Source organism: Paraburkholderia bryophila, from assembly GCF_013409255.1.
In the GTDB taxonomy this organism is placed as follows: domain Bacteria; phylum Pseudomonadota; class Gammaproteobacteria; order Burkholderiales; family Burkholderiaceae; genus Paraburkholderia.
Window position 1 is genome coordinate 809,860 of sequence record NZ_JACCAS010000001.1, and the last position, 22,195, is coordinate 832,054.

Below are 22,195 nucleotides of genomic sequence, written 5' to 3' on the forward strand. Positions count from 1 at the left end.
CACGAACGACACAGCCACCATCTCGCCGCCACGCGACGACCCGTCAACCGTGTCAAAATTCGGCAGCGGCCACCGAGCCTTCAATCTCCCACATTTCATCCAAGGAAGTTTCAGTGGACATCAACAAACAGGTCGCGGCTCTCACCGCTTCGGAACTCCAGACCGCCGGCGCCAGCCAGGCGACGGCGATTGCCGTCAGCGTACTGCTGCGTCATCTGCGCTCGCCTGAACTGGCGAAACTGTTGTCGTCGGCATTCGAAAACCATCAGGCCGTGATGTTGAAAACGCCGTGGCCCGAGCCGATGCTGCAAGCGTTCGACTCGACCCGCCGTTTCCTCGAAGGCGCGGCGCAAGCCGAGCTGCCGGGCATGCAGGCGCAACCCGACGCACCGGAAGCTTGAGCACAGCCGGGCAGCACCTGCCCGGCGTCCCACCGAAAAACACGAGACGAAAACAAAAAACCCCGTCAGTCCAAAGACTTAACGGGGTTCTTCGCTACAGATAGATGGTGCGAGGGAGGGGACTCGAACCCCTACACCCTTGCGGGCGTCAGGACCTAAACCTGGTGCGTCTACCAATTTCGCCACCCTCGCAGCCGGATCGACGCAATGCGCCTATCCGATGTCCTGCAGGCTTACGGCCGCGTTCAAAACTCGCGCCCGAAACCGTAAGCGCGAGATTCTAACCGATAGATTCGCGCTTGTCTGCATCTGCGGGGCATCTGTCCGGACGGCGCCGATGCTACAATTTTTGGCTCGATGCACAAACCACGTGCCCCTTCTTTGCCGCCTGTTCCCCACACGCCCATCCAGTGAATTTCGACGACTATTGCCAGCAGAAAGCGGCACCCCCCGGATCGGGCACCTACTACGCGCTGCGTCAGGCGTCCGCGAAAAGCCGGCCGTTGCTCACCGCGCTGTTCGCGCTACGCCGCGAGTTCGAGGAAACGGTCAAGGAGACCAGCGATCCGACCATCGGCCGGACGAAACTCGCGTGGTGGCAAAACGAATTGGCCGCGCTGGCCTCGGGCTCGCCGTCGCATCCTGTGTCGAAGGCGTTGGCTGCGTATCTGCCCGACGTGAAGGCGGCGTATCCCGCGCTGCAGAACTTGCTCGCCGGCTTCGAGATGGACCTCGACCAGGCGCGCTATCTCGACTATCCGAATCTGCGGCGCTATGTGCAAGGCGTCGGCGGCACGTTCGCCGCGCTGGTGGCGCGCGCGGCGACAAGGCGCGCCGCGGACAGCGAACAAGCTTCGAGCTGGTCCACGCCGCTCGGCGACGCGCTGCTGCTCGCGCAGCTCGTGGTCGAGACCGGCAACGATGCCCGCCACGGCCGCATCTATATTCCGATCGACGAGATGCAGCGCTTCAACGTGACCGCGGCGGATCTGATCAATCGAAAATATACCGATGCGTTCACCGACCTGATGCGCTTCGAGACCACTCGCGCGCGCGAGGCGTTGCATGCCGCGCTCGCTGCCGTGCCTGCTGCCGAGCGTCGCGCACAGCGCACGCTGCTCGCGCTCGCCGCGCTCGCGCTGGCGCTGCTGGATGAGATTGAACGCGATGGTTATCACGTGCTGCATCAGCGCATCGCGTTGACGCCGGTTCGCAAGCTGTGGATCGCGTGGCGCGCGAAGTAGACGCGCCCCACATCACGCACGCAATAACGGCAACGGCTCGAACCTCTGCTGCAAAATCGCCGACGCGTCGAGCCCCCACCACGGCCCCAACACCGTCGCATAAAGCTGCCGGAAATCCACGCCGACCGGCAGGTTGCCATTGCCGTCGAGTCGCGCGAGAACCGGCGGCACGCCGTACAACCCGCCGCGCACGCGCCCACCCATCACGAAGTGCGGCGCCACGGTCCCATGGTCCGTGCCGTTGCTCTGATTCTCACGCGGACGGCGCCCGAACTCGGCATAGGTCATCACCAGCGTGTCGTCCCAGCGGCCGAGCTCGGTCAGCGCCGACTTCATCGACGCGAAACCTTCCGCCAATTGTTTGAGCAGCGCCGCCTGCTGACCCGGCTGGTTCTGGTGCGTGTCGAAGCCGTTCAGCGTCAGACGGATCACGGCGACGCCCTGCCCGCTCTTCGGTTTTTCCTGCGACGTATCGCCGGCCGCTAAAACCTGCATTGCCGTTTTGATCGAGCTGCCGAACGCGCCGCCGGGAAACACCGTCTTCAACTGCGCCTGACCTTGCGTGGGACGCAGCCGGTCCGCCGCTTTCACGATGTCGTTTTCAACGTCGAGAATATGCGCGAGTTCCGGGTTGCGTTCGTGTAGCGAGACCGGCGTCGCGAGGCGCGAAGCCTTGACGAACTGCGCCGGATTGACCAGCGCGATCGCGCGCGCGCCATTCGCGAGCGGTCCCATTTCGGCGCTGCCGATCACTACGCCGTCGGCGGCAAAACCGGGCGGCACCGGCGATTGTGCAAACGCGCGGGTCAGCCAGCCTTCGCGCAGATACTGGTCGGAGCGCGAGGCGGTGTCCCAGATCTCGATCGAACGGAAATGCGAGAGGTTCGGTTGCGCGTAGCTCACGCCTTGCACGATCGCCAGTTGCTGGCTGTGCCAGAGCGGCATCAACGGCTGCAGCGACGGATGCAGGGCCGTGCGCTCGTCGAGCTGAATGCCCTGCTCGCGTTTGATGCCGATGTTCTTGCGCAACTGATAGTAAGCCGGATCGGCGAACGGGATCACGGTGTTCAAGCCGTCGTTGCCGCCTTTCAGTTCGACGAGGATCAGCAGGTTGTCGTAGCCGCGAGCCCGCGAGGCGCCGAGGCCATCGAGCTGCGCGCCGAACGCGCGAGGCAGCCAGAGCGTCGCGCTCGCGGCGGCGCCCATCGAGAGAAAGCTGCGTCGTTTCATCCTGCACCTCGTTCGATCGTCATGGCTTGGGTGGCTTGCTTCAATGGCTTGCTTCAGCAGCTCACTTCAACTGATAAGCCGGGTCCATCAGCAACGCTTCCAGGTACGCGCTCGCGGTCGAATCGGTTTCGATCGCGTCCACCGGCGTCAGCGGCAAGACCGCGTGCTGCAGCTGCAACTCCGCCGACAACCCCGGCTTCGCCGTCGGCGCGGTGTTGTAATGCGCGAGCCACGTGTCGATATCGAAGCGTACGCCGCCTTGCGCGTTTTGACCCGTTCGCGCGATCACACGTTGTAACGGCGAATTACCTGCCATGCCGCTAGCCGGTGCGCCACTTGCAGCGACCTTGCCGCTCATCGCACCGTTCACCGGCTTGCTCATCGGCCGCGGCCTCGCGGCCTCCGTCGCGCGGAACAATTGCTCAACAAACTGCTTGCGAGCCAGCAACGTCGAACTGTTGATCCAGGTCGTTCCGCCCGGCCAGCCTTTGACGTTCGGCGGATAAAACAGGTTTTCGCCGAGGTTACGGATCTCCGCGGCGAACGGCGCGGTGTTGTCGTAACCAATATCGAACGCGCGCAGCGTGCCCACCACGAACTCCGCCGGCGACTTCACGAGCACGCCGCGATCGTCGTCGTCCCAGAACGCTTCGCTCATGAAAAGGCCGCGCAGCGCGACCTTGATGTCGTAGTGACTCGCGCGGAACTGCGCCGCGATCGGCGCAATGCGCGCCGGGTCCGGCGTATCGGACACGAATTCGCGCCACAGCTTGCTCGTGACGAAGGTGGCTGTGTCCGGCCGCGCGAGCAGAATGTCGAGCACCTGATCGCCGTCGAACGGACCGGCCTCGCCGAGCACCGTCTTCTCGCCATCGTCGTGCTGGTTCGCGCGCCACACATAGGCCTGCGTGTCGGGATCGAGACTCCAGCCCGTGTATGCGCGCGCGGCTTCCGACACATCGCGCTGCGTGTAATGGCCTTCGCCTAACGTGAACAACTCCATCACTTCACGGGCGAAATTCTCATTGGGCTTACCCTTGCGATTGCTCGCGCCGTCGAGGTATTGCAGCATCGCCGGATCTTTCGCGACGTCGTGCAGCATCTCGCCGAAGTTGCCGAGCGCGTCACGGCGCAACAGCATGTTCTGCTGCGCCATCTGCTGCGGATACCCGACCTTGTCCTGCCCCGACGTGAAGTGATTGGCCCAGAACAGCGTCATGCGCTCGGTCAGCGGCGACGGCGTGGTGAGCATCTCACGTACCCACCATGCGCGTAACGCGTCGTAGCGCTGGCCACGCAGACGTTGCTCGTCGCGGCGCTGATCGTCGCTCCACGTTTTACGGATCTCGCGCGTCGGAATCGGTTCGAGCACCCACTCGGGCAGCGGCGTCAGCGTTTCGGTTCGAGTGCCCGCGAGCACCTTGTCGACGGCCTGAGCGCGCGTGAGTCCCACGTATTGGGCGACCTCGGCGTTGTCCGGTGCGAAGCCGACACGCGTCAGGAAGAAGCGCGCGTCGTCGGCATCGAGCAGGCCTTGCTCGCTGTCGGAAGTATCGGCAGCCGCCGATGCCGTGGCCCGATGCTTCGCGTGCGGAACACGAGGCGTGCCCTGCTGCTGCACGGCCGACGCCGGCGTAGCGGAGACCACCGCGCAGACAACCGCCGCGAGCACGCTGGCCGATGCGGCAAACACCGTGCCGCGATTACCACGTTCTGGCAATTTCATCATGGATCATCCGGGTTGACGCAAGGTCACGGAGCGGCGCTTGCCCATCTTGTGCGTGGCAAGCGGCGCTCTGCTTTGACGATTCAACGGCAGATCGGACGGGAAAGTTGACGGGGGAAGTGCAACGAAATTTTTCACGCGAGGACGCTGCGCGAGATGCCGGCCAGGGGCAGGCACGGAAATAGCTATCGCTTATAAAGTTCGCGGACAGCATCTTCGATATGCTGCCGTAACAGACGCCGTTCGTCGGGCGTCATATGACCGTCACGACGACGTTGATCGAGATCGGGAGGAACTGCGGTGCGCAACATCACGTCGGAAGCGGGACGCTCGATATTGGCGTTATGGCGATTGGGTCTAGGATTGGCGGGTCTGGGCGCGCGTTCGCTCGCAGCTCTGTCGGCGGAAGGCTGGGCATGGGCGAGCGTGGGTCCCAGTGAACCTGCGAGCGTACCGGCAACTGCCAGTGCAATAACGCTCAGGCGCACATTTGGCCAAACCCCTCCCTTCATGTTTTTCCCTTCGTGGCGCGGCAACCGGCTACCTCAAATGCGTATACAAACCCCGGTAACTAGCCGGGTGCGAGAGTTTTTAGTCGAGTGAAGTATCCACCGAACAGCCGCATTCAGTAAAGCAGTCTACCTGCCCGTGCTTTACGTCGTGCCACAGTGCGGGTAAATTTTGTAACTGACTGTAACCCGATAAATGATGCAACCGCGCACCCCTTTCTAATCGCGCTAAGATGCCGACCATGGAAACTAAAAACCCTTCGAAAATCCTCGTCGTCGACGACGATCCGCGCCTGCGCGATCTGCTGCGCCGCTACCTCGGTGAACAGGGCTTTAATGTCTATGTTGCCGAGAACGCGCCGTCCATGAACAAGCTCTGGGTGCGTGAGCGCTTCGATCTGCTCGTGCTCGATCTGATGCTGCCCGGCGAGGACGGCCTGTCGATCTGCCGGCGCTTGCGCGGCAGTAACGACCGCACGCCGATCATCATGCTGACGGCCAAGGGTGAAGACGTCGATCGTATCGTGGGCCTCGAAATGGGCGCCGACGACTACCTGCCCAAGCCATTCAACCCGCGCGAACTGGTCGCGCGGATTCACGCGGTGTTGCGCCGCCAGTCGCCGTCCGAATTGCCGGGCGCGCCGTCGGAAACCACCGAGGTGTTCGAGTTCGGCGAGTTCGCGCTGAACCTCGCCACCCGCACGCTCACCAAGGCCGGCCAGGAAATCCCGCTGACCACGGGCGAGTTCTCCGTGCTGAAGGTGTTCGCGCGTCATCCGCGTCAGCCGTTGTCGCGTGAAAAGCTGATGGAGCTGGCGCGTGGCCGTGAATACGAAGTGTTCGACCGCAGCCTCGACGTGCAGATCTCGCGTCTGCGCAAGCTGATCGAGCCGGACCCCGGCAGCCCGCGTTTCATTCAGACCGTATGGGGTCTGGGTTACGTGTTCATCCCCGACGGTGCAGCCTGAGTTTGTTCTCGCCTCCTGTTTTTGAATTCAGATAAGAAGGGCCCATGCGGATCGACCGGCGCCTCCTGACGCTCGCGTTCGGCGGCCTTTTCTGGCGGACCTTTCTGTTGATCGCACTGTTGATCGCAGTCAGTCTCGCCGCCTGGTTCCAGAGCTTCCGGGTGATCGAACGCGAGCCGCGCGCGCAGCGCGTGGCGTTGCAGCTCGTGGCGATCGTCAAGCTCACGCGCACCGCCCTCCTTTATTCCGATCCCGACCTGCGGCGCGCACTGCTGCAGGATCTGGAGAGCAATGAAGGGGTGCGGGTGTACCCGCGCGAAACCACCGACAAGTACAAGCTCCAGCCCGACGAGTCGCTAAACCGCCTGATCGAACACGACATTCGCGGCCGGCTCGGCGACGACACGGTCATCGCGCAGAGCGTGAACGACATTCCCGGCGTCTGGATCAGCTTCAAGATCGACGACGACGATTACTGGGTCGCCCTCGACCGCGATCAACTCGACAACGCCACCGGGCTGCAATGGGCCGGCTGGGGCGTGTTCGCGCTGGCGCTGTCGCTGTTCGGCGCGGCGTTTATCACGAGTCTGGTGAACCGGCCGTTCGCGCGCCTCGCCATGGCCGCGCGCAAGGTCGGCTCGGGCCAGTCGCCCGAACCGCTGCCCGAGCGCGGCATGGGTGTGGCCGCCGAAACCAATCGCAGTTTCAACCAGATGGTGCAGGACCTCGAACAGCTCGAGGCCGACCGCGCGCTGATGCTCGCAGGGATTTCGCACGATCTGCGCACCCCGCTCGCGCGGCTGCGGCTCGAAACCGAAATGAGCCCGTCCGATCAAAGCACCAAAGACGCGATGGTCGACGACATCGAGCAGATGGACATGATCATCGGCCGGTTCCTCGATTACGCGCGGCCCGTGCAACGTGTTCCGGAACCTGTCGACCTTTCCGTGATCGCAGGAGAACTGGCTGCGCGCATGCAGAGCGAAGACAGCATGCGGCTGATTACGCGGCTCGCGCCGTCGGCGGTGATCGAGGCCGATGAAACCGACATGCGGCGGGTGGTCGGTAATCTGCTGGAGAACGCTCGCAAGTATGGTTTGAGCGACGGCGACGGCATTCCGCACGTGATTCTGGAAACGCGGGTGTCGCACTCGCGGGTTGAACTGTCCGTGGTCGACGAAGGCCCCGGGATTCCGGAAGACCAGTTGGCGCTGGTCACACGGCCGTTCTATCGTGTGAACTCGGCGCGCACGCAGGCGAACGGCACGGGCCTCGGCATGGCCATCGTGCAGCGCCTCGTGGGCCGCTACCGCGGTGCGCTGCGATTGCGCAACCGCACGCCGGGCCCGGGTCTCGAGGTCACGATCGAGTTCCCGCTGGCCAAAGGCGCCTGAGCGGAAACCGGCGTCAGGCGCCTCGGCGCGCCGCCTGCGGCCCACGGCCGCATTGAATAATTGCCACCCGTTCGATTAGCTTGACGCTATAGAACGGGTGGTCCAATAGAACCATAGGGGACACCGTGTGACGCGCTCGTGTGACGAGTTCGGAGCCTAAGACATGCTGTTTTTTCCAACTTACGAAGGAGTATTCGCATGAAAACCGTTGGCGATAAAATCGAAGCGTTCACCATTGCCGCTGCCAAGCCAGGCTTCAACCATCACGAAGAAAACGGCGTCTCGGCGTTCGAAGAAATCACGGAGCAGTCGTTCCCGGGCAAGTGGAAAATCATTTATTTCTACCCGAAGGATTTCACCTTCGTATGCCCGACCGAAATCGTCGAGTTCGGCAAACTGGCCAACGACTTCGAGGAACGCGACGCCGTGCTGCTGGGCGGCAGTGTCGATAATGAATTCGTGAAGCTGGCCTGGCGTCGCGAGCATAAAGACCTGGACAAGCTGAATCACTACGCATTCGGCGACGTGAAAGGCGAGCTGATCGACCAGCTCGGCGTGCGCGACAAGGAAGCCGGCGTGGCACTGCGCGCGACTTTCATTGTCGATCCGGACAATACGATCCAGCACGTGTCGGTGAATAACCTGAACGTGGGCCGCAATCCGGAAGAAGTGCTGCGGATTCTCGACGGCCTGCAAACGGACGAACTCTGTCCGTGCAACCGCTCGGTCGGTGGCGCAACGCTGTAAGCCGTGTCTTCAAAAGCCCGTCAAGCTTGAAAAAGCCGCGGGCTTTTTTATCGGCAACCTGATAGGAGATAACAATGGAATTCTTGTCTTCGATTAAGGCGCGCGTACCGGACTACGCCAAGGACATCCGGCTGAATCTGGACGGCACGATTGCGCGCTCATCGCTGGAAGGAAACGATGCGGTCGGCGTGGCATTGGCGGCGGCATTCGCCGCGAAGTGCACGGTGATCGTCGACGCGATTCGCAATGCGGGCGTGTTGTCGCCCGAAGAAACGAATGGCGCGCTCACGGCGGCCGCGTTGATGGGCATGAATAACGTCTGGTATCCGTACGTCGAGATGACGGGCAGCGCGGATTTGAAATCGCAGCCGGCGCAATTACGGATGAACGCTTATGCGTCGCATGGCGGCGTAGATAAACGACGCTTCGAGATGTATGCGCTGGCGGCGTCGATTATCGGCAAATGCCATTTTTGCGTGAAGTCGCACTTCGATACGCTAGTCGCCGAAGGCATGAGTTCCACGCAATTGCGCGATGTCGGCCGGATCGCGGCGGTGATTAATGCCACCGCGCAGTGTATTGCCGCCGAGAGTAAATAAAACTTCGGTCAGCGCGCAGCACGATGATTTAATCGCCGCTGCGCGCGCGACCTGAATGAGCCGTACCGGATTGATGCAGCCCAACCCGCCGGTCAGTTCTTGATCAACAACACCGCGGCCTGCGCTTCGATACCCTCGCCTCGCCCGAGGTAACCGAGCTTCTCATTGGTCTTCGCCTTCACATTGACGCGCTCCAGCGGCAGGCCGAGATCGGCGGCGATATTCGCGCGCATGCCTTCAATATGCGGCGCGAGCTTCGGCGCCTGCGCAACCACGCTGCTGTCCACGTTCGCGATCGAAAACCCCGCCGCCGTCACGCGCGCAAAACACTCGCGCAGCAAAACGCGGCTATCCGCGCCCGCGAACTTCGCGTCGGTATCGGAGAAATGACGGCCGATGTCGCCCATTGCCGCGGCGCCGAAAATCGCGTCGGTGATCGCGTGCAGCAGCACGTCGGCGTCCGAATGCCCGAGCAAGCCGCGCTCATAAGGAATCGTCACGCCGCCGATAATCAACGGCCGTCCCGGCACCAACGCATGCACGTCATACCCCTGGCCAATTCTGAAATCCATATGCGTCAAGTCCTTAAGTCCGCTTATTCACTGAAATTAAATTCGAAATTGCGATCGAGCAAAGCCGATCCGAATTCAGAACGAATTCGTTGATCACGAAGCCGACACCCGGCTCAGAATCGCCTCGGCCAGCTCGAAATCTTCCGGATACGTCACCTTGAAGTTGCGCAGGCTGCCTTGCACCAGCTTCGGCGCGTGACCCAGCCATTCGATCGCGCTCGCCTCGTCGGTCAAATCGTGGCCGTCGGCCTGCGCGCGCAGAATCGCGTCGCGCAACATGCCGATGCGGAACATCTGCGGCGTCTGCGCCTGCCACAAACCGTCGCGTGCTTCGGTATGGGCGATACGGCCGTCGCTGGACGCCGCGTCGATCCGCTTCAGCGTATCCGCCACCGGCAAGGCCATGATGCCGCCCACGGCGTCATCTTTCAGCGCGCCGACCAGCGCGCGGATCAGCGCGGGCGTGATGCCGGGCCGGGCCGCGTCGTGCACCAGCACCCAATCGTCGTCGTGCGCGCCGAACTCGGCGAGCGCCTGCAGCCCGTTCAGCACCGACGCCTGGCGCGACGCGCCGCCGCAACGGCGCACCGCGAAGCGCAGCCTGCCGAAGCGGCGGCCGTCGAAGTGCTGGTCGTCGGGCGCGATCACCAGCAGGGTTTGGGCGAATTCGCTGCAGGCGTCGAAGGCCGCCAGCGAGTAATGCAGCATGTCGCGCCCGGCTACCGTGCGATATTGTTTGGGCATCGCGGCGCCGGAACGGCTGCCGGTGCCGGCGGAAGGAATCAGGGCAAATAGGCGGGAAGTCACGAGGGCGGAGGCCGCGAAGTCAAAGTAAAGGACGGATTTTATAATAGGTCCTTCGCATCCATGCCCGGACACGCGTAAACTTGCGGCTCACGTGTGAGCCCGAGGCCGCCTTTTTTCTTTATGCCAGACATCGCCGCATCATCGCAGTCCTCCCCGCCCGTCGCGCTTGTCAAGGCCGGCCAGCGTTTCGCCTTCGACGGCACGCACGGCTCGTCCGACGCGCTGCTGATCGCCCGCTACCATCTCGCCTATCGCGAGAAGGTGCCGCTGCTGGCCGTCGTGTGCGAAAGCGCCGTCGATGCGCAGCGTCTGTCGCAGGAAATCGGCTTTTTCGCGCCCGAGGCGCGGGTGCGCCTGCTGCCCGACTGGGAAACGCTGCCTTACGATACCTTTTCGCCGCACCAGGACCTGGTGTCCGAGCGCCTCGCCACGCTGCACGATCTAGGCGAAGGCCGCTGCGACATCCTGCTGGTGCCCGCCACCACGGCGCTGTACCGGATGCCGCCGGCGTCGTTCCTCGCCGGCTATACGTTCTCGTTCGCCCAGGGCGAGCGTCTGAACGAGGCGAAGCTCAAGGCGCAACTCACGCTGGCCGGCTACGAACACGTGAGCCAGGTGGTACGTCCCGGCGAGTACTGCGTGCGCGGCTCGCTGCTCGACCTGTTCCCGATGGGCTCGCCGCTGCCGTACCGGATCGACCTGTTCGACGATCAGGTCGACTCGATCCGCGCGTTCGATCCGGACACGCAGCGCAGCCTCTATCCGGTGAAAGACGTGCGCCTGCTGCCGGGCCGCGAATTCCCGTTCGACGAAGCCGCGCGCACGGCTTTTCGCAGCCGCTGGCGCGAGACCTTCGAAGGCGACCCGAGCCGCGCGTCGATCTATAAAGACATCGGCAACGGCGTGCCGTCGGCGGGTATCGAATACTATCTGCCGCTGTTCTTCGAGGACACCGCGACGCTGTTCCACTATCTGCCCGAAGGCGCGCAACTGGCGTTCATCGGCGATCTGGACGCGGCGATCCGGCGCTTCACCAACGACACGAAGCAGCGCTACAACTTCCTGTCGCACGATCGCGACCGGCCGATTCTCGAGCCGCAGCGGCTGTTCCTGTCGGACGAAGATTTCTACACGTTCGCCAAGCCGTTCGCGCGGCTCGTGCTGCCCGCCAACGCGGGCGGCGGCTGGTCGACCCCACTGCCGAATCTGGCGATCGACCGGCATGCGGACGACCCCGTCGCCGCGTTGCGCGCGTATCTCGCTACCACGCCGAACCGCGTGCTGTTCGCCACCGAATCGGCGGGCCGCCGTGAAACGCTGCTGCAATTGCTGGCGGACAATCATCTGCGGCCGGCTTCGAGCGACAGCTTCCAGGACTGGCTGATCGGCGACTCGCGCTTCTCGCTAGGCGTCGCGCCGCTCGCCACCGGCTTTGCCGTGCCGGTCGACGGTATCGCGGTCATCACCGAAACAGAGCTTTACGGGCCACTCGCGCGGCGCGCCGGGCGCCGCCGCCAGGAGCAGGCGAGCAACGTCGATTCGATGGTGCGCGACCTCTCCGAGTTGAAGATCGGCGATCCGGTCGTGCATTCGCAGCACGGTATCGGCCGCTATATGGGTCTGGTCACCATGGACCTCGGCGAAGGCGAAACCGAGTTCCTGCACCTGGAGTATTCCGGCGACAGCAAGCTTTATGTGCCGGTCTCACAGTTGCACGTGATCTCGCGCTATAGCGGCGCCGATCCGGAAAGCGCACCGCTGCATTCGCTCGGTTCGGGCCAGTGGGAAAAGGCCAAACGCAAAGCCGCGCAACAGATTCGCGATACCGCGGCCGAACTGCTGAATCTTTACGCGCGCCGTGCCGCGCGCGAAGGCCATGCGTTCGCGCTCGAACCGAAAGACTATGTGAAGTTCGCCGAGAGCTTCGGCTTCGAGGAAACGCCGGACCAGGCCGCCGCGATCGCCGCCGTGATCGGCGACATGACGAGCGGCAAGCCGATGGATCGCCTGGTGTGCGGCGACGTCGGCTTCGGCAAGACGGAAGTGGCGCTGCGCGCGGCATTTATCGCGGTGATGGGCGGCAAGCAGGTCGCGCTGCTCTCGCCCACCACGCTGCTCGCCGAACAGCACACGCAGACCTTCACCGATCGCTTCTCCGACTGGCCGGTGCGGATCGCCGAACTGTCGCGCTTCAAGTCGACCAAGGAAGTGAATGCCGCGATCCAGCAGATCAACGAAGGCACGGTCGACATCGTGATCGGCACGCACAAGCTGCTGTCGTCCGACGTGCAGTTCAAGCGCCTCGGGCTCGTGGTGATCGACGAGGAACACCGTTTCGGCGTGCGTCAGAAAGAAGCGCTGAAGGCGCTGCGCGCCGAAGTGGACGTGCTCACGCTGACCGCCACGCCGATCCCGCGTACGCTCGGCATGGCGCTCGAAGGCCTGCGCGATTTCTCGGTGATCGCCACTGCGCCGCAAAAGCGGCTGGCCATCAAGACCTTCGTGCGTCGCGAGGAAGACAGCGTGATTCGCGAGGCGATGCTACGCGAACTGAAGCGCGGCGGCCAGGTGTACTTCCTGCACAACGAAGTCGAGACGATCGAGAATCGCCGGCAGATGCTCGAAGCACTCGTGCCCGAAGCGCGTATCGCGGTCGCGCACGGTCAGATGCATGAGCGCGAACTCGAACGCGTGATGCGCGACTTCGTCGCCCAACGCGCCAACGTGCTGCTGTGTACGACCATTATCGAAACCGGCATCGACGTGCCGAGCGCCAATACGATTCTGCTGCACCGTTCCGACAAGTTCGGTCTCGCGCAATTGCATCAGTTGCGTGGCCGCGTGGGCCGCTCGCATCACCAGGCGTACGCGTATCTGCTGGTGCACGACCCGCAAGGGCTGACCAGGCAGGCGCAACGCCGCCTCGAAGCAATCCAGCAGATGGAGGAACTCGGTTCGGGCTTCTATCTGGCCATGCACGATCTGGAGATTCGCGGCACCGGCGAAGTGCTCGGCGACAAGCAGTCGGGCGAGATTCAGGAGATCGGCTTCCAGCTTTACACCGACATGCTGAACGACGCGGTGAAGGCGCTCAAGGAAGGCCGCGAGCCCGACCTCACCGCGCCGCTCGCCGCCACCACCGAGATCAACCTGCACGCGCCGGCGATTTTGCCCGCCGACTATTGCGGCGACGTGCAGGAGCGTCTGTCGCTGTACAAGCGTCTGGCTAATTGCGAACACAACGATTCGATCGACAGCATTCAGGAAGAGCTGATCGACCGCTTCGGCAAGTTGCCGCCGCAAGCGCATGCGCTGGTGGAGACGCATCGGTTGCGGCTGGCGGCGAAGCCGCTCGGCATTTCGAAGATCGATGCGGGCGAAACGGTGATCGGTTTGCAGTTCATCCCCAATCCGCCGATCGACGCGATGCGGATCATCGAGATGGTGCAGAAGCACAAGCACATCAAGCTCGCAGGTCAGGACAAGCTGCGCATCGAAACGCGCAGCCCGGATCTCGCGGTGCGTGTCGCGACGGTCAAGGAGACCTTGCGTGCGCTCGGTTCGCCGAGCCGCGGCACGGCGCCGGCCGCCGCTGCGCGATGATGAATTCCGCCGTTACGACGTGATTCATGGTTGCACGAGCGCACGCCCTCATGCACGCACTCACGCGCGCAACGTGAGAAAAACGGGGGACGTCTAGCGTCTTTCGGTTCATGCTGCGGTGCGCAAACGCGCTCCGCAGCATACGGCTGAGTTTTTTTTGGGTATGATCGAAAGACTCAAATGCCGGAGTCTTGTCATGTCTCACGTCGCTGAATCAGCGCAGTCCTCGTCAACGTCCGCTTCCGCCGCCTCGCTTTCGCTCCCCTGGATCACCCGCCTCGTGTCGATGGACACGGTCAGCCGCAATCCGAATCTCGGTCTGATCGAAACCGTGCGCGACGAACTGCGCGCGGCCGGTGTCGACGCCACGCTCACGCACGACCCAAGCGGCAAATGGGCCAACCTGTTCGCGACGATTCCCGCGCACAACGGCGAGACCAATGGCGGCGTGGTGCTGTCGGGTCATACCGACGTGGTGCCGGTGGACGGTCAGCAATGGGACAGCGATCCGTTCAAGCCGGAGATTCGCGGCGACAAGCTGTACGGCCGCGGCACCTGCGACATGAAGGGTTTTATCGGCGCGGCGCTGGCGCTCGTGCCCGAGATGCAGCGCACGAAGCTCGCCAAGCCGATTCACTTCGCCCTCTCGTTCGACGAAGAAGTCGGCTGCGCCGGCGCACCGCTGATGATCGCGGACCTGATGAAGCGCGGCGTGAAGCCGGACGGCTGCATTGTCGGCGAGCCGACCAGCATGCGCCCGATCGTTGCGCACAAGGGCATCAACGCTTACGAGTGCTGCGTGCGTGGCCAGGCCGCGCATTCGTCGCTCACGCCGAAAGGCCTGAACGCGATCGAGTACGCTGCGCGCCTGGTCTGCTACATCCGCGACATGGCCGATCAGTTCCGCGAGCAAGGCCCGTTCGACGAACTGTACGACGTGCCCTTCACCACCTCGCAGACCAGCACGATTATCGGCGGCAATGCGATCAACACCGTGCCGGCCGAATGCAAGTTCCAGTTCGAATTCCGCAACCTGCCCACGCTCGACCCCGAACCGATCTTCGCGCGCATCGATCAATACGCGCGCGAAACGCTGTTGCCGAAAATGTTGCGCGAGCATCCATCGGCAGCAATCGAGATCAGGAAGATCGCCGCGGCGCCCGGACTCGATTCGTCTGAACAAGCCGCGATCACGCAGCTCGTGCGCGCGCTCACCGCCGACCAGGACAAGCGTAAGGTCGCCTACGGCACCGAAGCGGGGTTGTTTTCGCTGGCGGGCATTCCGAGCATTGTGTGCGGCCCCGGCGACATCCAGCAGGCTCACAAGGCCAACGAATTCGTCGCGCTCGACCAGTTGGTCGCGTGCGAGCGCTTCCTGCAAAAATTCATTCACAGCATGTCTGTCGACGCACACGCACTCTGAAACCGAGCGGCACAAAATAGGTCTTACTCGTACCGACATAAAACACCCACCCGCCATGTCAACCGCCACACCGCAGCACACGGACCACACGATCGACGGCGAGCCGATTCCCACGCTCGACGACATCGCCACTCAGCATTTTGCGTTGGCGCCGTGGGTGACGCGAACGCCGGTGTTCGACCGGCTCGACTTCGCGTCGCTGGAAGGCACCGTGGTGAACTTCAAGTTCGAACTGCTGCAGGCGGGCGGCAGCTTCAAGGCGCGTGGCGCGTTCACCAACCTGCTCGCGCTGGACGAAGCCCAGCGCAGCGCCGGCGTGACCTGCGTGTCGGGCGGCAATCATGCGGTGGCGGTCGCGTATGCGGCCATGCGGCTCGGCATCGGCGCCAAGGTCGTGCTGTTTCGCGCGGCCAATCCGGCGCGTGTCGCGCTGTGCCGGCAGTATCGCGCCGAGATCGTGTTCGCCGAGGACATTGCCGAAGCCTTCGAACTGGTGCGCCGTATCGAGGCTGAAGAAGGCCGCTATTTCGTGCATCCGTTCAACGGTTATCGCACGGTGCTAGGCTCGGCCACGCTCGGCTACGAATGGGCCACTCAAACGCCCGACCTCGAAGCGGTCGTGCTGCCGATCGGCGGCGGCGGGCTCGCGGCCGGCGTCGCCACGGCCATGCGGCTCGCGAATCCGCGTGTGCATGTGTACGGCGTCGAGCCGGAAGGCTCGGATGTGATGGGCAAGAGTTTCGCCGCCAATCACACGGTCAAGATGGGCCACATGCACGGCATCGCCGACTCGCTAATGTCGCCGCATACCGAGGAATACAGCTACGAGTTGTGCCGCCGTCATATCGACCAGCTCGTCACCGTGTCCGACGATCAGTTGCGCGCCGCCATGCTGACCTTATTCGGACAACTGAAGCTCGCCGTCGAACCGGCCTGCGCGGCCGCCACCGCGGCGCTGCTCGGACCGCTGCGCGAACAGCTGCAGGGCAAGCGCGTGGGCGTGCTGTTGTGCGGCACCAATACCGACCCGGTCAGTTTTGCCGCGCATATTGAACGCGCACGTCATAGCGCGTCATAGTTTCCTGAATAGAAATCCGCTCATGGCTTTCCTTGTCAAAGGACTAGCCTATCCTTCTCAGGTTGGTATCATTCGCTAATCGATATCTGGGAGGAACCTCTATGAGCATGGTCAAGGAATTCAAGGAATTTGCCCTTAAGGGCAACGTGATGGATCTCGCCGTCGGTGTGATTATCGGCGGCGCGTTCTCCACCATTGTCAATTCGATTGTTAAAGACCTGATCATGCCGGTTGTCGGGCTTGTCACCGGTGGCCTCGATTTCTCCAATAAGTTTGTTCGCCTCGGCGACATTCCGGCTAGCTTCAAAGGCAGCCCCGAGTCGTATAAAGACTTGCAGACGGCAGGCGTGGCGGTGTTCGGTTATGGCTCGTTCATCACCGTGCTGATCAACTTCATCATTCTCGCGTTCATCATTTTCCTGATGGTCAAATTCATTAACAATTTGCGCAAGCCGGATGAAGCCGCAGCGGCAGAACCGGCCCCCACGCCGGAAGACGTGTTGCTGCTGCGTGAAATCCGCGATTCGTTAAAGAATACGCCGCGTTAAAGCCGGGGCCTCCGGCGTGTTAGCCGAGGCGCGGTTGAGTAGAAAAAGCCTGTTGCGATGAAAATCGCAACAGGCTTTTTTCCGACCAAAACATCACGCGCCGAGACACGACGCAACGCAACACGACAAAGCAAAGCCTTTAAGCGCCCTTCTGCGCTTTCAGACTCACCGCGCTGTCGATCATCGCCTCGAGCTGGCCGAAGTTGACCGGCTTCGTCAGATGCGAAGTAAAGCCGGCGGCCACACAACGGCGCACATCCTCGTCGGTGCCGAAGCCGGTCAGCGCCACCGCCGGCGCATCCGAATGCTCACGGAACGCCTTGATGAAGTCGAGACCGGTGCCGTCGGGCAAGCCCACGTCGCTGACAATCAACTCGAACGTCTGCAACTGCGTGGCAGCCAAGGCGTCGTCCACGCGACCCACCACCGTCACCTCGTGACCCAGGCTGCGGATCAGTTGCGCCATGACCTCGGCGGTATCCTCGTGGTCTTCGATCAGCAGGATGGTCAGCAAAACGCCCGAGCGCACCTGGTCGGGCGCCACGACCGGCGGCGGAACGGCCGGCGCCGCCGCGGTCGGCAGCGTGATCGTGAAGGTCGCGCCGCAATGCGCGCCGGGACTTTGCGCGATCACCGTGCCGCCATGCACGTCGGTTAGCGCCTTGGTGATCGCGAGCCCCAGTCCCAGTCCACCGAACTGGCGCGTCATATTCTGATTGCCCTGCTCGAACGCGTTGAAGAGCTTGCCGATCTGTTCCGGCTCGATGCCGATACCGGTGTCTTCAACCGATATCTGCACCTGCATGCGTTCGTCGCGGGTGCGCAAATAGATATGGCCGCCGTCCGGCGTGAACTTGGCGGCGTTGCGAATCAGATTCCACAGCATCTGTTGCAAGCGTGCGCGGTCGGCCAGCACGTAGTGGTGCTGCGCGTCTTTATGCACGTGCACGTCCTGCTGCTTCACCTGAATCTCGCTGCGGAACAGTTCGAGCACGCTGTCCATCACTTCGTGCACGTCGACGGTTTCCAGCGACAAACGCAGCTTGCCGTTCGCCACCCGCGTGAGGTCCAGCAGATCGTCGATCAGCCGCGCTTCGAGTTCGACGTTGCGGCGAATCATGCGCACGCTCGCGCGCGCCTGCTCGGGTAGGTCCGGGATCATTTCCAGCACGCTGGCGCCGGCCAGCACCGGCGTGAGCGGCGTGCGCAATTCGTGCGACAGCATCGCGAGGAAACGGTCTTTGGCGCGGTTGGCGTCTTCGGCGATCTGGCGCGCGGCCTGCTCCGACGCGAGCAGCCGCTCGCGCTCCTCGATCGCCTCGCGTTGCGAATGAATGTCCGTGCAACTGCCGAACCATTTGCTGACTTGACCTTCGGCGTCGCGCATGGCCACGACGCGGGCGTCGAACCAGCGGTATTCGCCGTCGTGACGGCGAATCCGCAACTCGTGCCGATAGTCGCCGGCATGGCTGGTCACCGCTTTGAGCCAGGTAAGGCGGATTTCCTCGCGATCGTCCGGATGCACGGCTTCGAGCCACGCGAGACCGTACGAACTGCTGTCGGGGAGACCGGTGTAGTCGTACCACTGCTTCGACAGGAAATCGCAGTCGCCTGCGGCGTTGCAGGTCAGCACGAGGTGCGGCAGCGCCTCCGACAGCGTGCGGTAATGCTGCTCGCGATCGCGCAGCAGCAAGGCTTCGTCCGACGCGCGCTGCAAACGCACTTGCGAGAGCACCCGCTCGACGGCTTCGGGCAGGTAATCGAGGTAATCGCCGGATTTCGGCACCACGTCGGACACGCCCGCGCGCAACGCTTCGATCACGCGCGATTCGTCGGTAAAACCGGTCACGAGGATGGCGGGAATCCGCACGCCTTCCGAACGCAAACGGCGAAAGAAGTCGAGTCCTGTCTCCGGTCCGCTCAACTGGTAGTCGAGCACCAGCAGATCGGGCGCGCCGCCGGCGAGCCGCTCGCGGGCCGCTTCGACGCCGGCGCAGATCGCGACCCGGCAGCCGGCGCGTTCGAGCGACTTGCGCGCAAGCCGCAGGATGCCTTCGTCGTCGTCGACGACCAGCACATAGGCGGCTTGCTGCGTGGACACTTCTTCGGTCATGCGGAATTCTTTCACGGATTCGGATGGATCAGGTTGTCATGCGCGGCTTTCGACCCGCTTCATGGGCGCGGTGCTCGACGGGCGCGGCCTTACGGCGCCCCGAGGCGATGGCCCGACGGCAGCTTCACCACCTGCAGGAAGAAGCCGAGCCGGCGCACGGCTTCGATAAACGCCTCGTATTCGACCGGTTTGGTGATATAGACGTTGCACCCGAGCTCGTAGCAGCGCGCGATCTCGCGCGGGTCGTCGGTGGTGGTCAGCACGATCACCGGCACCGCGGCGGTCTGCGGCGATTCTTTCAGACGGCGCAGCACTTCGAAGCCGTCCACGCGCGGCATTTTCAGATCGAGCAGCACGACGAAGTTCGTCAGATCCTCGCGCGCGGGGATCGCCGTGGCGGGATTCGCGTCAGGGTCGACGACCGGCGGCGGACCGAAGAAATAGTCGAGCGCCTGCTGGCCGTCGCGAAACCGCACGAAACCGTTCGATACGCCGGCACGGCGCAGATTGCGCTCGACGAGCGTGGCATGACCGTCGTCATCTTCGATCAGCACGATGCTGACCGTTTCCCCGTGACTCATAAGCTCTCCGTGCAAACAGGTAGCTGAACCATACCGCTTCTGAATTGTTCTAGTCGCGGCGTGGGTGATTGGGCGTAAGGTCAACACAGGCCCAACCCCACCGCCAGCCTCCAGACCCAACGCCCGGGTTCAATTCCGCGTGGGCTGTTCCGGCAACACCACGAAAAAGGTCGACCCGGCGCCTTCCGCCGACTCGACCCACACGCGCCCGCCATGCCGCTCCACCGTGCGCCGCACCACCGCGAGACCAATGCCGTCGCCGTTCGCGACGTCGCCATGCAGACGCTGGAACGCGCGGAATACCTTCGACATGTAAGCCGCCGGAATGCCGAGGCCATTGTCGCGCACGTAATAAGTGCGCGTGCGCACGGCGCGCGGCTCGGACTCGTCGACCGGATCGGGCTCCAGCGCGCCGACCTCGATGCGCCCAAGGCGCGCCGGGTCGAGGTAGTTCAGCGCGTTGCCGATCAGGTTGCCGAAGACCTGTTCGATCGCACCCGGGTCGCCCCATGCTGGCGGCAGTTCACGCACCGTGACCACCGCCGACTGCTGCGCGATCGCGCCCTCCAGCGCGTCGACCACCCGGCCGACCACTCGCCCGACGCTCACCCGCTGCCACTGGTATTCGAGCCGGCCGGCGCGCGAGATGCGCAACAGCGCGTCGATGATCGCGGCGGCGCGCGTCACCGCGGTGCGCAGATATTGCAGGGACTCGCGCACGTCGCCGTCGAGAATGTGCGTCATGCGTCGCTGCTCGCCCTGCGGCAGGCCGGCTGCGTCGACGATGCTATCGAGTTCGTCGCACGAAACCTGCAGTTCCTTCGAAAACCCTTGCAGGTTCACCAACGGAGAGCGCAAATCGTGCGACACGCTGTAGATGAACATTTCATTATCTTGCGTCTCCTGACGCAATTCCTCGTTGACGCTCGCCAACTCCTGCGCACGCGCTTCGAGCCGCGTCTTCAGCGTGGCCTGGTCGGCTTCCGCCGCGCGCAGGCGGGCGCCGGTCTGATGCAGCACCGCGTCGAGCGCGGCGATTTCGTCGTTACCCGACAGCGGCGGCGCCAGCGTGCGGCCGTTGCCTAGCCGTTCGGCATTATCGGTCAGCACCTCCAGCCGCCGGCCGATGCTGCGCGCGAACACCACGGCGGTGGCGGCCCAGATCAGCATCGAGCCGAGCACCGCGGCGATCAGCGCGTATTGCTGACGTTCGCGCCGCCGCGCGAGCGCCGCCGCGCGCTCGGCGTCGAGCCGCGACGCCTCGTCGGCGAACGCCGTCAGTTCGTCGCGAAACAGCGCGATCTGCTGCGGCAGCGGCTCGGTTTCGAGCGCGGTGAAGTTGGCCGGGCTGCGCCCCGCGTGCAGCGCCTGCGAAATCTCGACGGTCTGCGCGCGATAAGCCTCGATCGCGCGCTGCATCTTGTGAACCCGCTCGACCTGCTGCGGCGTATCGGCCACCAGCGTATCGAGATTCGACAGCCGGTCGCCGAGATCGACCCACACCGCATGGCGGTCGATAAACGACGGATCGCCGACGGCCATGCCCGTGCGAACCCGCGCGGCCTGACGCAGCAGCGGGTCGACAATCGCCGACGACTGATAAAGAATCTGCTTGCTGTTGGAGACCCACTGCGCAGCCTGCGCTGTCTGCTCCTGGGTATCGAAGACGACGCCAAGAAGCGCCAGCTCGACCACGCTCGGCACGGCAATCAGCAGCAGACCCTTGGTGAATAATTTCATGTTCGCCCGAAGGTCGAAGGGTCGGTCAGGCCGCGGCGGCTCGCGAGGACCGGTCGCGTCACGCGGTGCGCGCGCCGCCGCGATGCCGCAGCGGCGGTACGGCGCGGTGCAGCCGGACGGGCCATTATCGACGTGAATCCGAGATATTTCAACGTAGCGGCAAGATGCGCTGGCCCACACAAAAGTGACTTTTTTATTGATGCGACTTGTTTATTCGGCGCGTCGTGCGTCTATCATGGAGGCAGATGTGCTGGGAAGGGAAAGCGCGCGGCGAGGCGGTTCGGCATGATTCGTGCGGGAGGCGGTGGGGTCGGCGTAGCCGTCGAATCACCGTGAATCCGGCCTTGTCGTATGCTATAAAAGATCGACGTGCGGCGCGCGAAGCCGGGAGTGGTCGCATGAGGACGCTGCGTTTCTTGCAATTCTTTTTCAGGCGAATTTTTATGGCCTTCCCGAAAAAGCGTAGGCGCGCGAAGGTGGACGGCGATGAGTCGTTCCTCGCGGTACTACGGCATTTCAAGCCGTTCGGTCAGCTCGACACCAAGATTGCGCGCGCTCGCGCGCAAGACGAGCCGGTCCTCTATGCGCATGTGCTGCCCGGGCTCGACGTGCTCTTATGCAGCGTGCGCGGCGCGCAACCGCCCTATCCGGCGCCGGCCGAATTGCGGCGGCGCTGCATCGAATCCATTACCAACGCGCTGGAACAACCGCTCGACGGCCTCGAAAACGGTGGCTACTGGTATGAAGCGGATGGCTTCGGCTTTCTGGTCTTCGCCAGCCGGGCGCGCGGCAAGATCCTGACGGAGTTCGGTGCAACGCGCATTGGCGGCGCCCGTCGCGGGGTGCGTCGGCAGGATGCGGCGGGAGATGCCGCACCGAGATCGCTACGCTAGGCGCGTCTCTCGTTCGAAA

The 22,195-nt window shown here is 63.5% G+C and carries 19 protein-coding genes and 1 tRNA gene; 11 read left to right on the forward strand and 9 right to left on the reverse strand.

The genetic code is table 11. From position 1 onward, the window contains the following. Window positions 1-113: 113 nt before the first annotated feature. Complete coding sequence (locus tag GGD40_RS03490; RefSeq protein WP_179704962.1) at window positions 114-401, forward strand: hypothetical protein; 288 nt, start codon at window positions 114-116, stop codon at window positions 399-401. 105 nt (window positions 402-506) lie between these two features. Here GGD40_RS03490 and GGD40_RS03495 read toward each other — a convergent pair. Next, window positions 507-593: transfer RNA gene (locus tag GGD40_RS03495), tRNA-Leu, on the reverse strand. 218 nt (window positions 594-811) lie between these two features. Here GGD40_RS03495 and GGD40_RS03500 point away from each other — a divergent pair. Then, complete coding sequence (locus GGD40_RS03500; RefSeq protein WP_179704964.1) at window positions 812-1,645, forward strand: squalene/phytoene synthase family protein; 834 nt, start codon at window positions 812-814, stop codon at window positions 1,643-1,645. Window positions 1,646-1,657: 12 nt separating this feature from the next. On the opposite strand, the gene GGD40_RS03505 is transcribed toward GGD40_RS03500, so the two are convergent. The 3 genes from GGD40_RS03505 to GGD40_RS36780 all read right to left on the reverse strand — a co-directional run bounded on the left by GGD40_RS03505 (window position 1,658) and on the right by GGD40_RS36780 (window position 5,113). Beyond that, complete coding sequence (locus GGD40_RS03505; RefSeq protein WP_179742798.1) at window positions 1,658-2,875, reverse strand: DUF1501 domain-containing protein; 1,218 nt, start codon at window positions 2,873-2,875, stop codon at window positions 1,658-1,660. 61 nt (window positions 2,876-2,936) lie between these two features. Beyond that, complete coding sequence (locus GGD40_RS03510) at window positions 2,937-4,496, reverse strand: DUF1800 domain-containing protein (protein WP_179744868.1); 1,560 nt, start codon at window positions 4,494-4,496, stop codon at window positions 2,937-2,939. 290 nt (window positions 4,497-4,786) lie between these two features. Beyond that, window positions 4,787-5,113: a hypothetical protein gene (locus GGD40_RS36780; protein ID WP_257030334.1), complete on the reverse strand. Its 327-nt coding sequence runs from the start codon at window positions 5,111-5,113 to the stop codon at window positions 4,787-4,789. Window positions 5,114-5,343: 230 nt separating this feature from the next. Between GGD40_RS36780 and ompR the strand changes: the two genes are divergently transcribed. The 4 genes from ompR to GGD40_RS03530 all read left to right on the forward strand — a co-directional run bounded on the left by ompR (window position 5,344) and on the right by GGD40_RS03530 (window position 8,818). Beyond that, complete coding sequence (ompR, locus tag GGD40_RS03515) at window positions 5,344-6,078, forward strand: osmolarity response regulator transcription factor OmpR (RefSeq protein ID WP_006048917.1); 735 nt, start codon at window positions 5,344-5,346, stop codon at window positions 6,076-6,078. A gap of 44 nt (window positions 6,079-6,122) precedes the next feature. Beyond that, window positions 6,123-7,472 (forward strand): ATP-binding protein, encoded by a 1,350-nt coding sequence (locus tag GGD40_RS03520; protein ID WP_035550334.1) that lies wholly within the window; start codon window positions 6,123-6,125, stop codon window positions 7,470-7,472. A 198-nt stretch (window positions 7,473-7,670) separates the two neighbouring features. Then, complete coding sequence (locus GGD40_RS03525) at window positions 7,671-8,219, forward strand: peroxiredoxin (RefSeq protein WP_035550336.1); 549 nt, start codon at window positions 7,671-7,673, stop codon at window positions 8,217-8,219. A gap of 74 nt (window positions 8,220-8,293) precedes the next feature. Then, window positions 8,294-8,818 (forward strand): carboxymuconolactone decarboxylase family protein, encoded by a 525-nt coding sequence (locus GGD40_RS03530; protein WP_179704968.1) that lies wholly within the window; start codon window positions 8,294-8,296, stop codon window positions 8,816-8,818. Between the two features lie 92 nt (window positions 8,819-8,910). Here the strand turns inward: GGD40_RS03530 and ispF are convergent, their stop codons facing one another. Beyond that, complete coding sequence (gene ispF, locus GGD40_RS03535) at window positions 8,911-9,390, reverse strand: 2-C-methyl-D-erythritol 2,4-cyclodiphosphate synthase (RefSeq protein ID WP_179704970.1); 480 nt, start codon at window positions 9,388-9,390, stop codon at window positions 8,911-8,913. Between the two features lie 93 nt (window positions 9,391-9,483). Next, window positions 9,484-10,197, reverse strand: a complete 714-nt coding sequence (gene ispD, locus GGD40_RS03540; protein WP_179704972.1) for a 2-C-methyl-D-erythritol 4-phosphate cytidylyltransferase — start codon at window positions 10,195-10,197, stop codon at window positions 9,484-9,486. Window positions 10,198-10,317: 120 nt separating this feature from the next. Between ispD and mfd the strand changes: the two genes are divergently transcribed. From mfd to mscL, 4 genes are all read left to right on the forward strand, one after another. Further along, window positions 10,318-13,800 carry a transcription-repair coupling factor gene (gene mfd, locus GGD40_RS03545; RefSeq protein ID WP_179742799.1) on the forward strand — a complete coding sequence of 1,161 codons (3,483 nt, stop codon included), beginning with the start codon at window positions 10,318-10,320 and terminating at the stop codon, window positions 13,798-13,800. Between the two features lie 196 nt (window positions 13,801-13,996). Next, the gene (gene argE / locus GGD40_RS03550) at window positions 13,997-15,223 is read left to right on the forward strand and encodes an acetylornithine deacetylase (RefSeq protein ID WP_179742800.1); all 1,227 of its coding nucleotides are present in this window, start codon (window positions 13,997-13,999) and stop codon (window positions 15,221-15,223) included. A 55-nt stretch (window positions 15,224-15,278) separates the two neighbouring features. Next, entirely contained in the window at window positions 15,279-16,301 is a 1,023-nt protein-coding gene (locus GGD40_RS03555) for a pyridoxal-phosphate dependent enzyme (RefSeq protein WP_179742801.1), read from the forward strand. Window positions 16,302-16,402: 101 nt separating this feature from the next. Beyond that, on the forward strand, window positions 16,403-16,849 hold the full coding sequence (mscL, locus tag GGD40_RS03560; RefSeq protein WP_179704980.1) for a large conductance mechanosensitive channel protein MscL: 447 nt from the start codon (window positions 16,403-16,405) through the stop codon (window positions 16,847-16,849). Window positions 16,850-16,988: 139 nt separating this feature from the next. Here the strand turns inward: mscL and GGD40_RS03565 are convergent, their stop codons facing one another. From GGD40_RS03565 to GGD40_RS03575, 3 genes are all read right to left on the reverse strand, one after another. Then, window positions 16,989-18,962 carry a hybrid sensor histidine kinase/response regulator gene (locus GGD40_RS03565; protein ID WP_179704982.1) on the reverse strand — a complete coding sequence of 658 codons (1,974 nt, stop codon included), beginning with the start codon at window positions 18,960-18,962 and terminating at the stop codon, window positions 16,989-16,991. An 89-nt stretch (window positions 18,963-19,051) separates the two neighbouring features. Next, complete coding sequence (locus GGD40_RS03570; protein WP_179742802.1) at window positions 19,052-19,543, reverse strand: response regulator; 492 nt, start codon at window positions 19,541-19,543, stop codon at window positions 19,052-19,054. Window positions 19,544-19,672: 129 nt separating this feature from the next. Then, on the reverse strand, window positions 19,673-21,283 hold the full coding sequence (locus GGD40_RS03575; protein WP_179742803.1) for a sensor histidine kinase: 1,611 nt from the start codon (window positions 21,281-21,283) through the stop codon (window positions 19,673-19,675). Window positions 21,284-21,681: 398 nt separating this feature from the next. On the opposite strand from GGD40_RS03575, the gene GGD40_RS03580 reads away from it, so the two are divergent. After that, on the forward strand, window positions 21,682-22,176 hold the full coding sequence (locus GGD40_RS03580) for a hypothetical protein (protein WP_134960000.1): 495 nt from the start codon (window positions 21,682-21,684) through the stop codon (window positions 22,174-22,176). The last annotated feature ends 19 nt before the right edge of the window (window positions 22,177-22,195 follow it).

Bases quoted from the DNA above. Each gene is read 5' to 3' on its own strand.
- GGD40_RS03555 (WP_179742801.1), top strand. From the start codon at position 15,279: ATGTCAACCGCCACACCGCAGCACACGGACCACACGATCGACGGCGAG.
- GGD40_RS03570 (WP_179742802.1), bottom strand. From the start codon at position 19,543: ATGAGTCACGGGGAAACGGTCAGCATCGTGCTGATCGAAGATGACGAC.
- ompR (WP_006048917.1), top strand. From the start codon at position 5,344: ATGCCGACCATGGAAACTAAAAACCCTTCGAAAATCCTCGTCGTCGAC.
- mfd (WP_179742799.1), top strand. From the start codon at position 10,318: ATGCCAGACATCGCCGCATCATCGCAGTCCTCCCCGCCCGTCGCGCTT.
- GGD40_RS03505 (WP_179742798.1), bottom strand. From the start codon at position 2,875: ATGAAACGACGCAGCTTTCTCTCGATGGGCGCCGCCGCGAGCGCGACG.
- GGD40_RS03525 (WP_035550336.1), top strand. From the start codon at position 7,671: ATGAAAACCGTTGGCGATAAAATCGAAGCGTTCACCATTGCCGCTGCC.
- mscL (WP_179704980.1), top strand. From the start codon at position 16,403: ATGAGCATGGTCAAGGAATTCAAGGAATTTGCCCTTAAGGGCAACGTG.
- GGD40_RS03565 (WP_179704982.1), bottom strand. From the start codon at position 18,962: ATGACCGAAGAAGTGTCCACGCAGCAAGCCGCCTATGTGCTGGTCGTC.
- GGD40_RS03575 (WP_179742803.1), bottom strand. From the start codon at position 21,283: ATGAAATTATTCACCAAGGGTCTGCTGCTGATTGCCGTGCCGAGCGTG.
- GGD40_RS36780 (WP_257030334.1), bottom strand. From the start codon at position 5,113: ATGAAGGGAGGGGTTTGGCCAAATGTGCGCCTGAGCGTTATTGCACTG.
- argE (WP_179742800.1), top strand. From the start codon at position 13,997: ATGTCTCACGTCGCTGAATCAGCGCAGTCCTCGTCAACGTCCGCTTCC.
- GGD40_RS03530 (WP_179704968.1), top strand. From the start codon at position 8,294: ATGGAATTCTTGTCTTCGATTAAGGCGCGCGTACCGGACTACGCCAAG.
- ispF (WP_179704970.1), bottom strand. From the start codon at position 9,390: ATGGATTTCAGAATTGGCCAGGGGTATGACGTGCATGCGTTGGTGCCG.
- GGD40_RS03520 (WP_035550334.1), top strand. From the start codon at position 6,123: ATGCGGATCGACCGGCGCCTCCTGACGCTCGCGTTCGGCGGCCTTTTC.
- GGD40_RS03580 (WP_134960000.1), top strand. From the start codon at position 21,682: ATGAGGACGCTGCGTTTCTTGCAATTCTTTTTCAGGCGAATTTTTATG.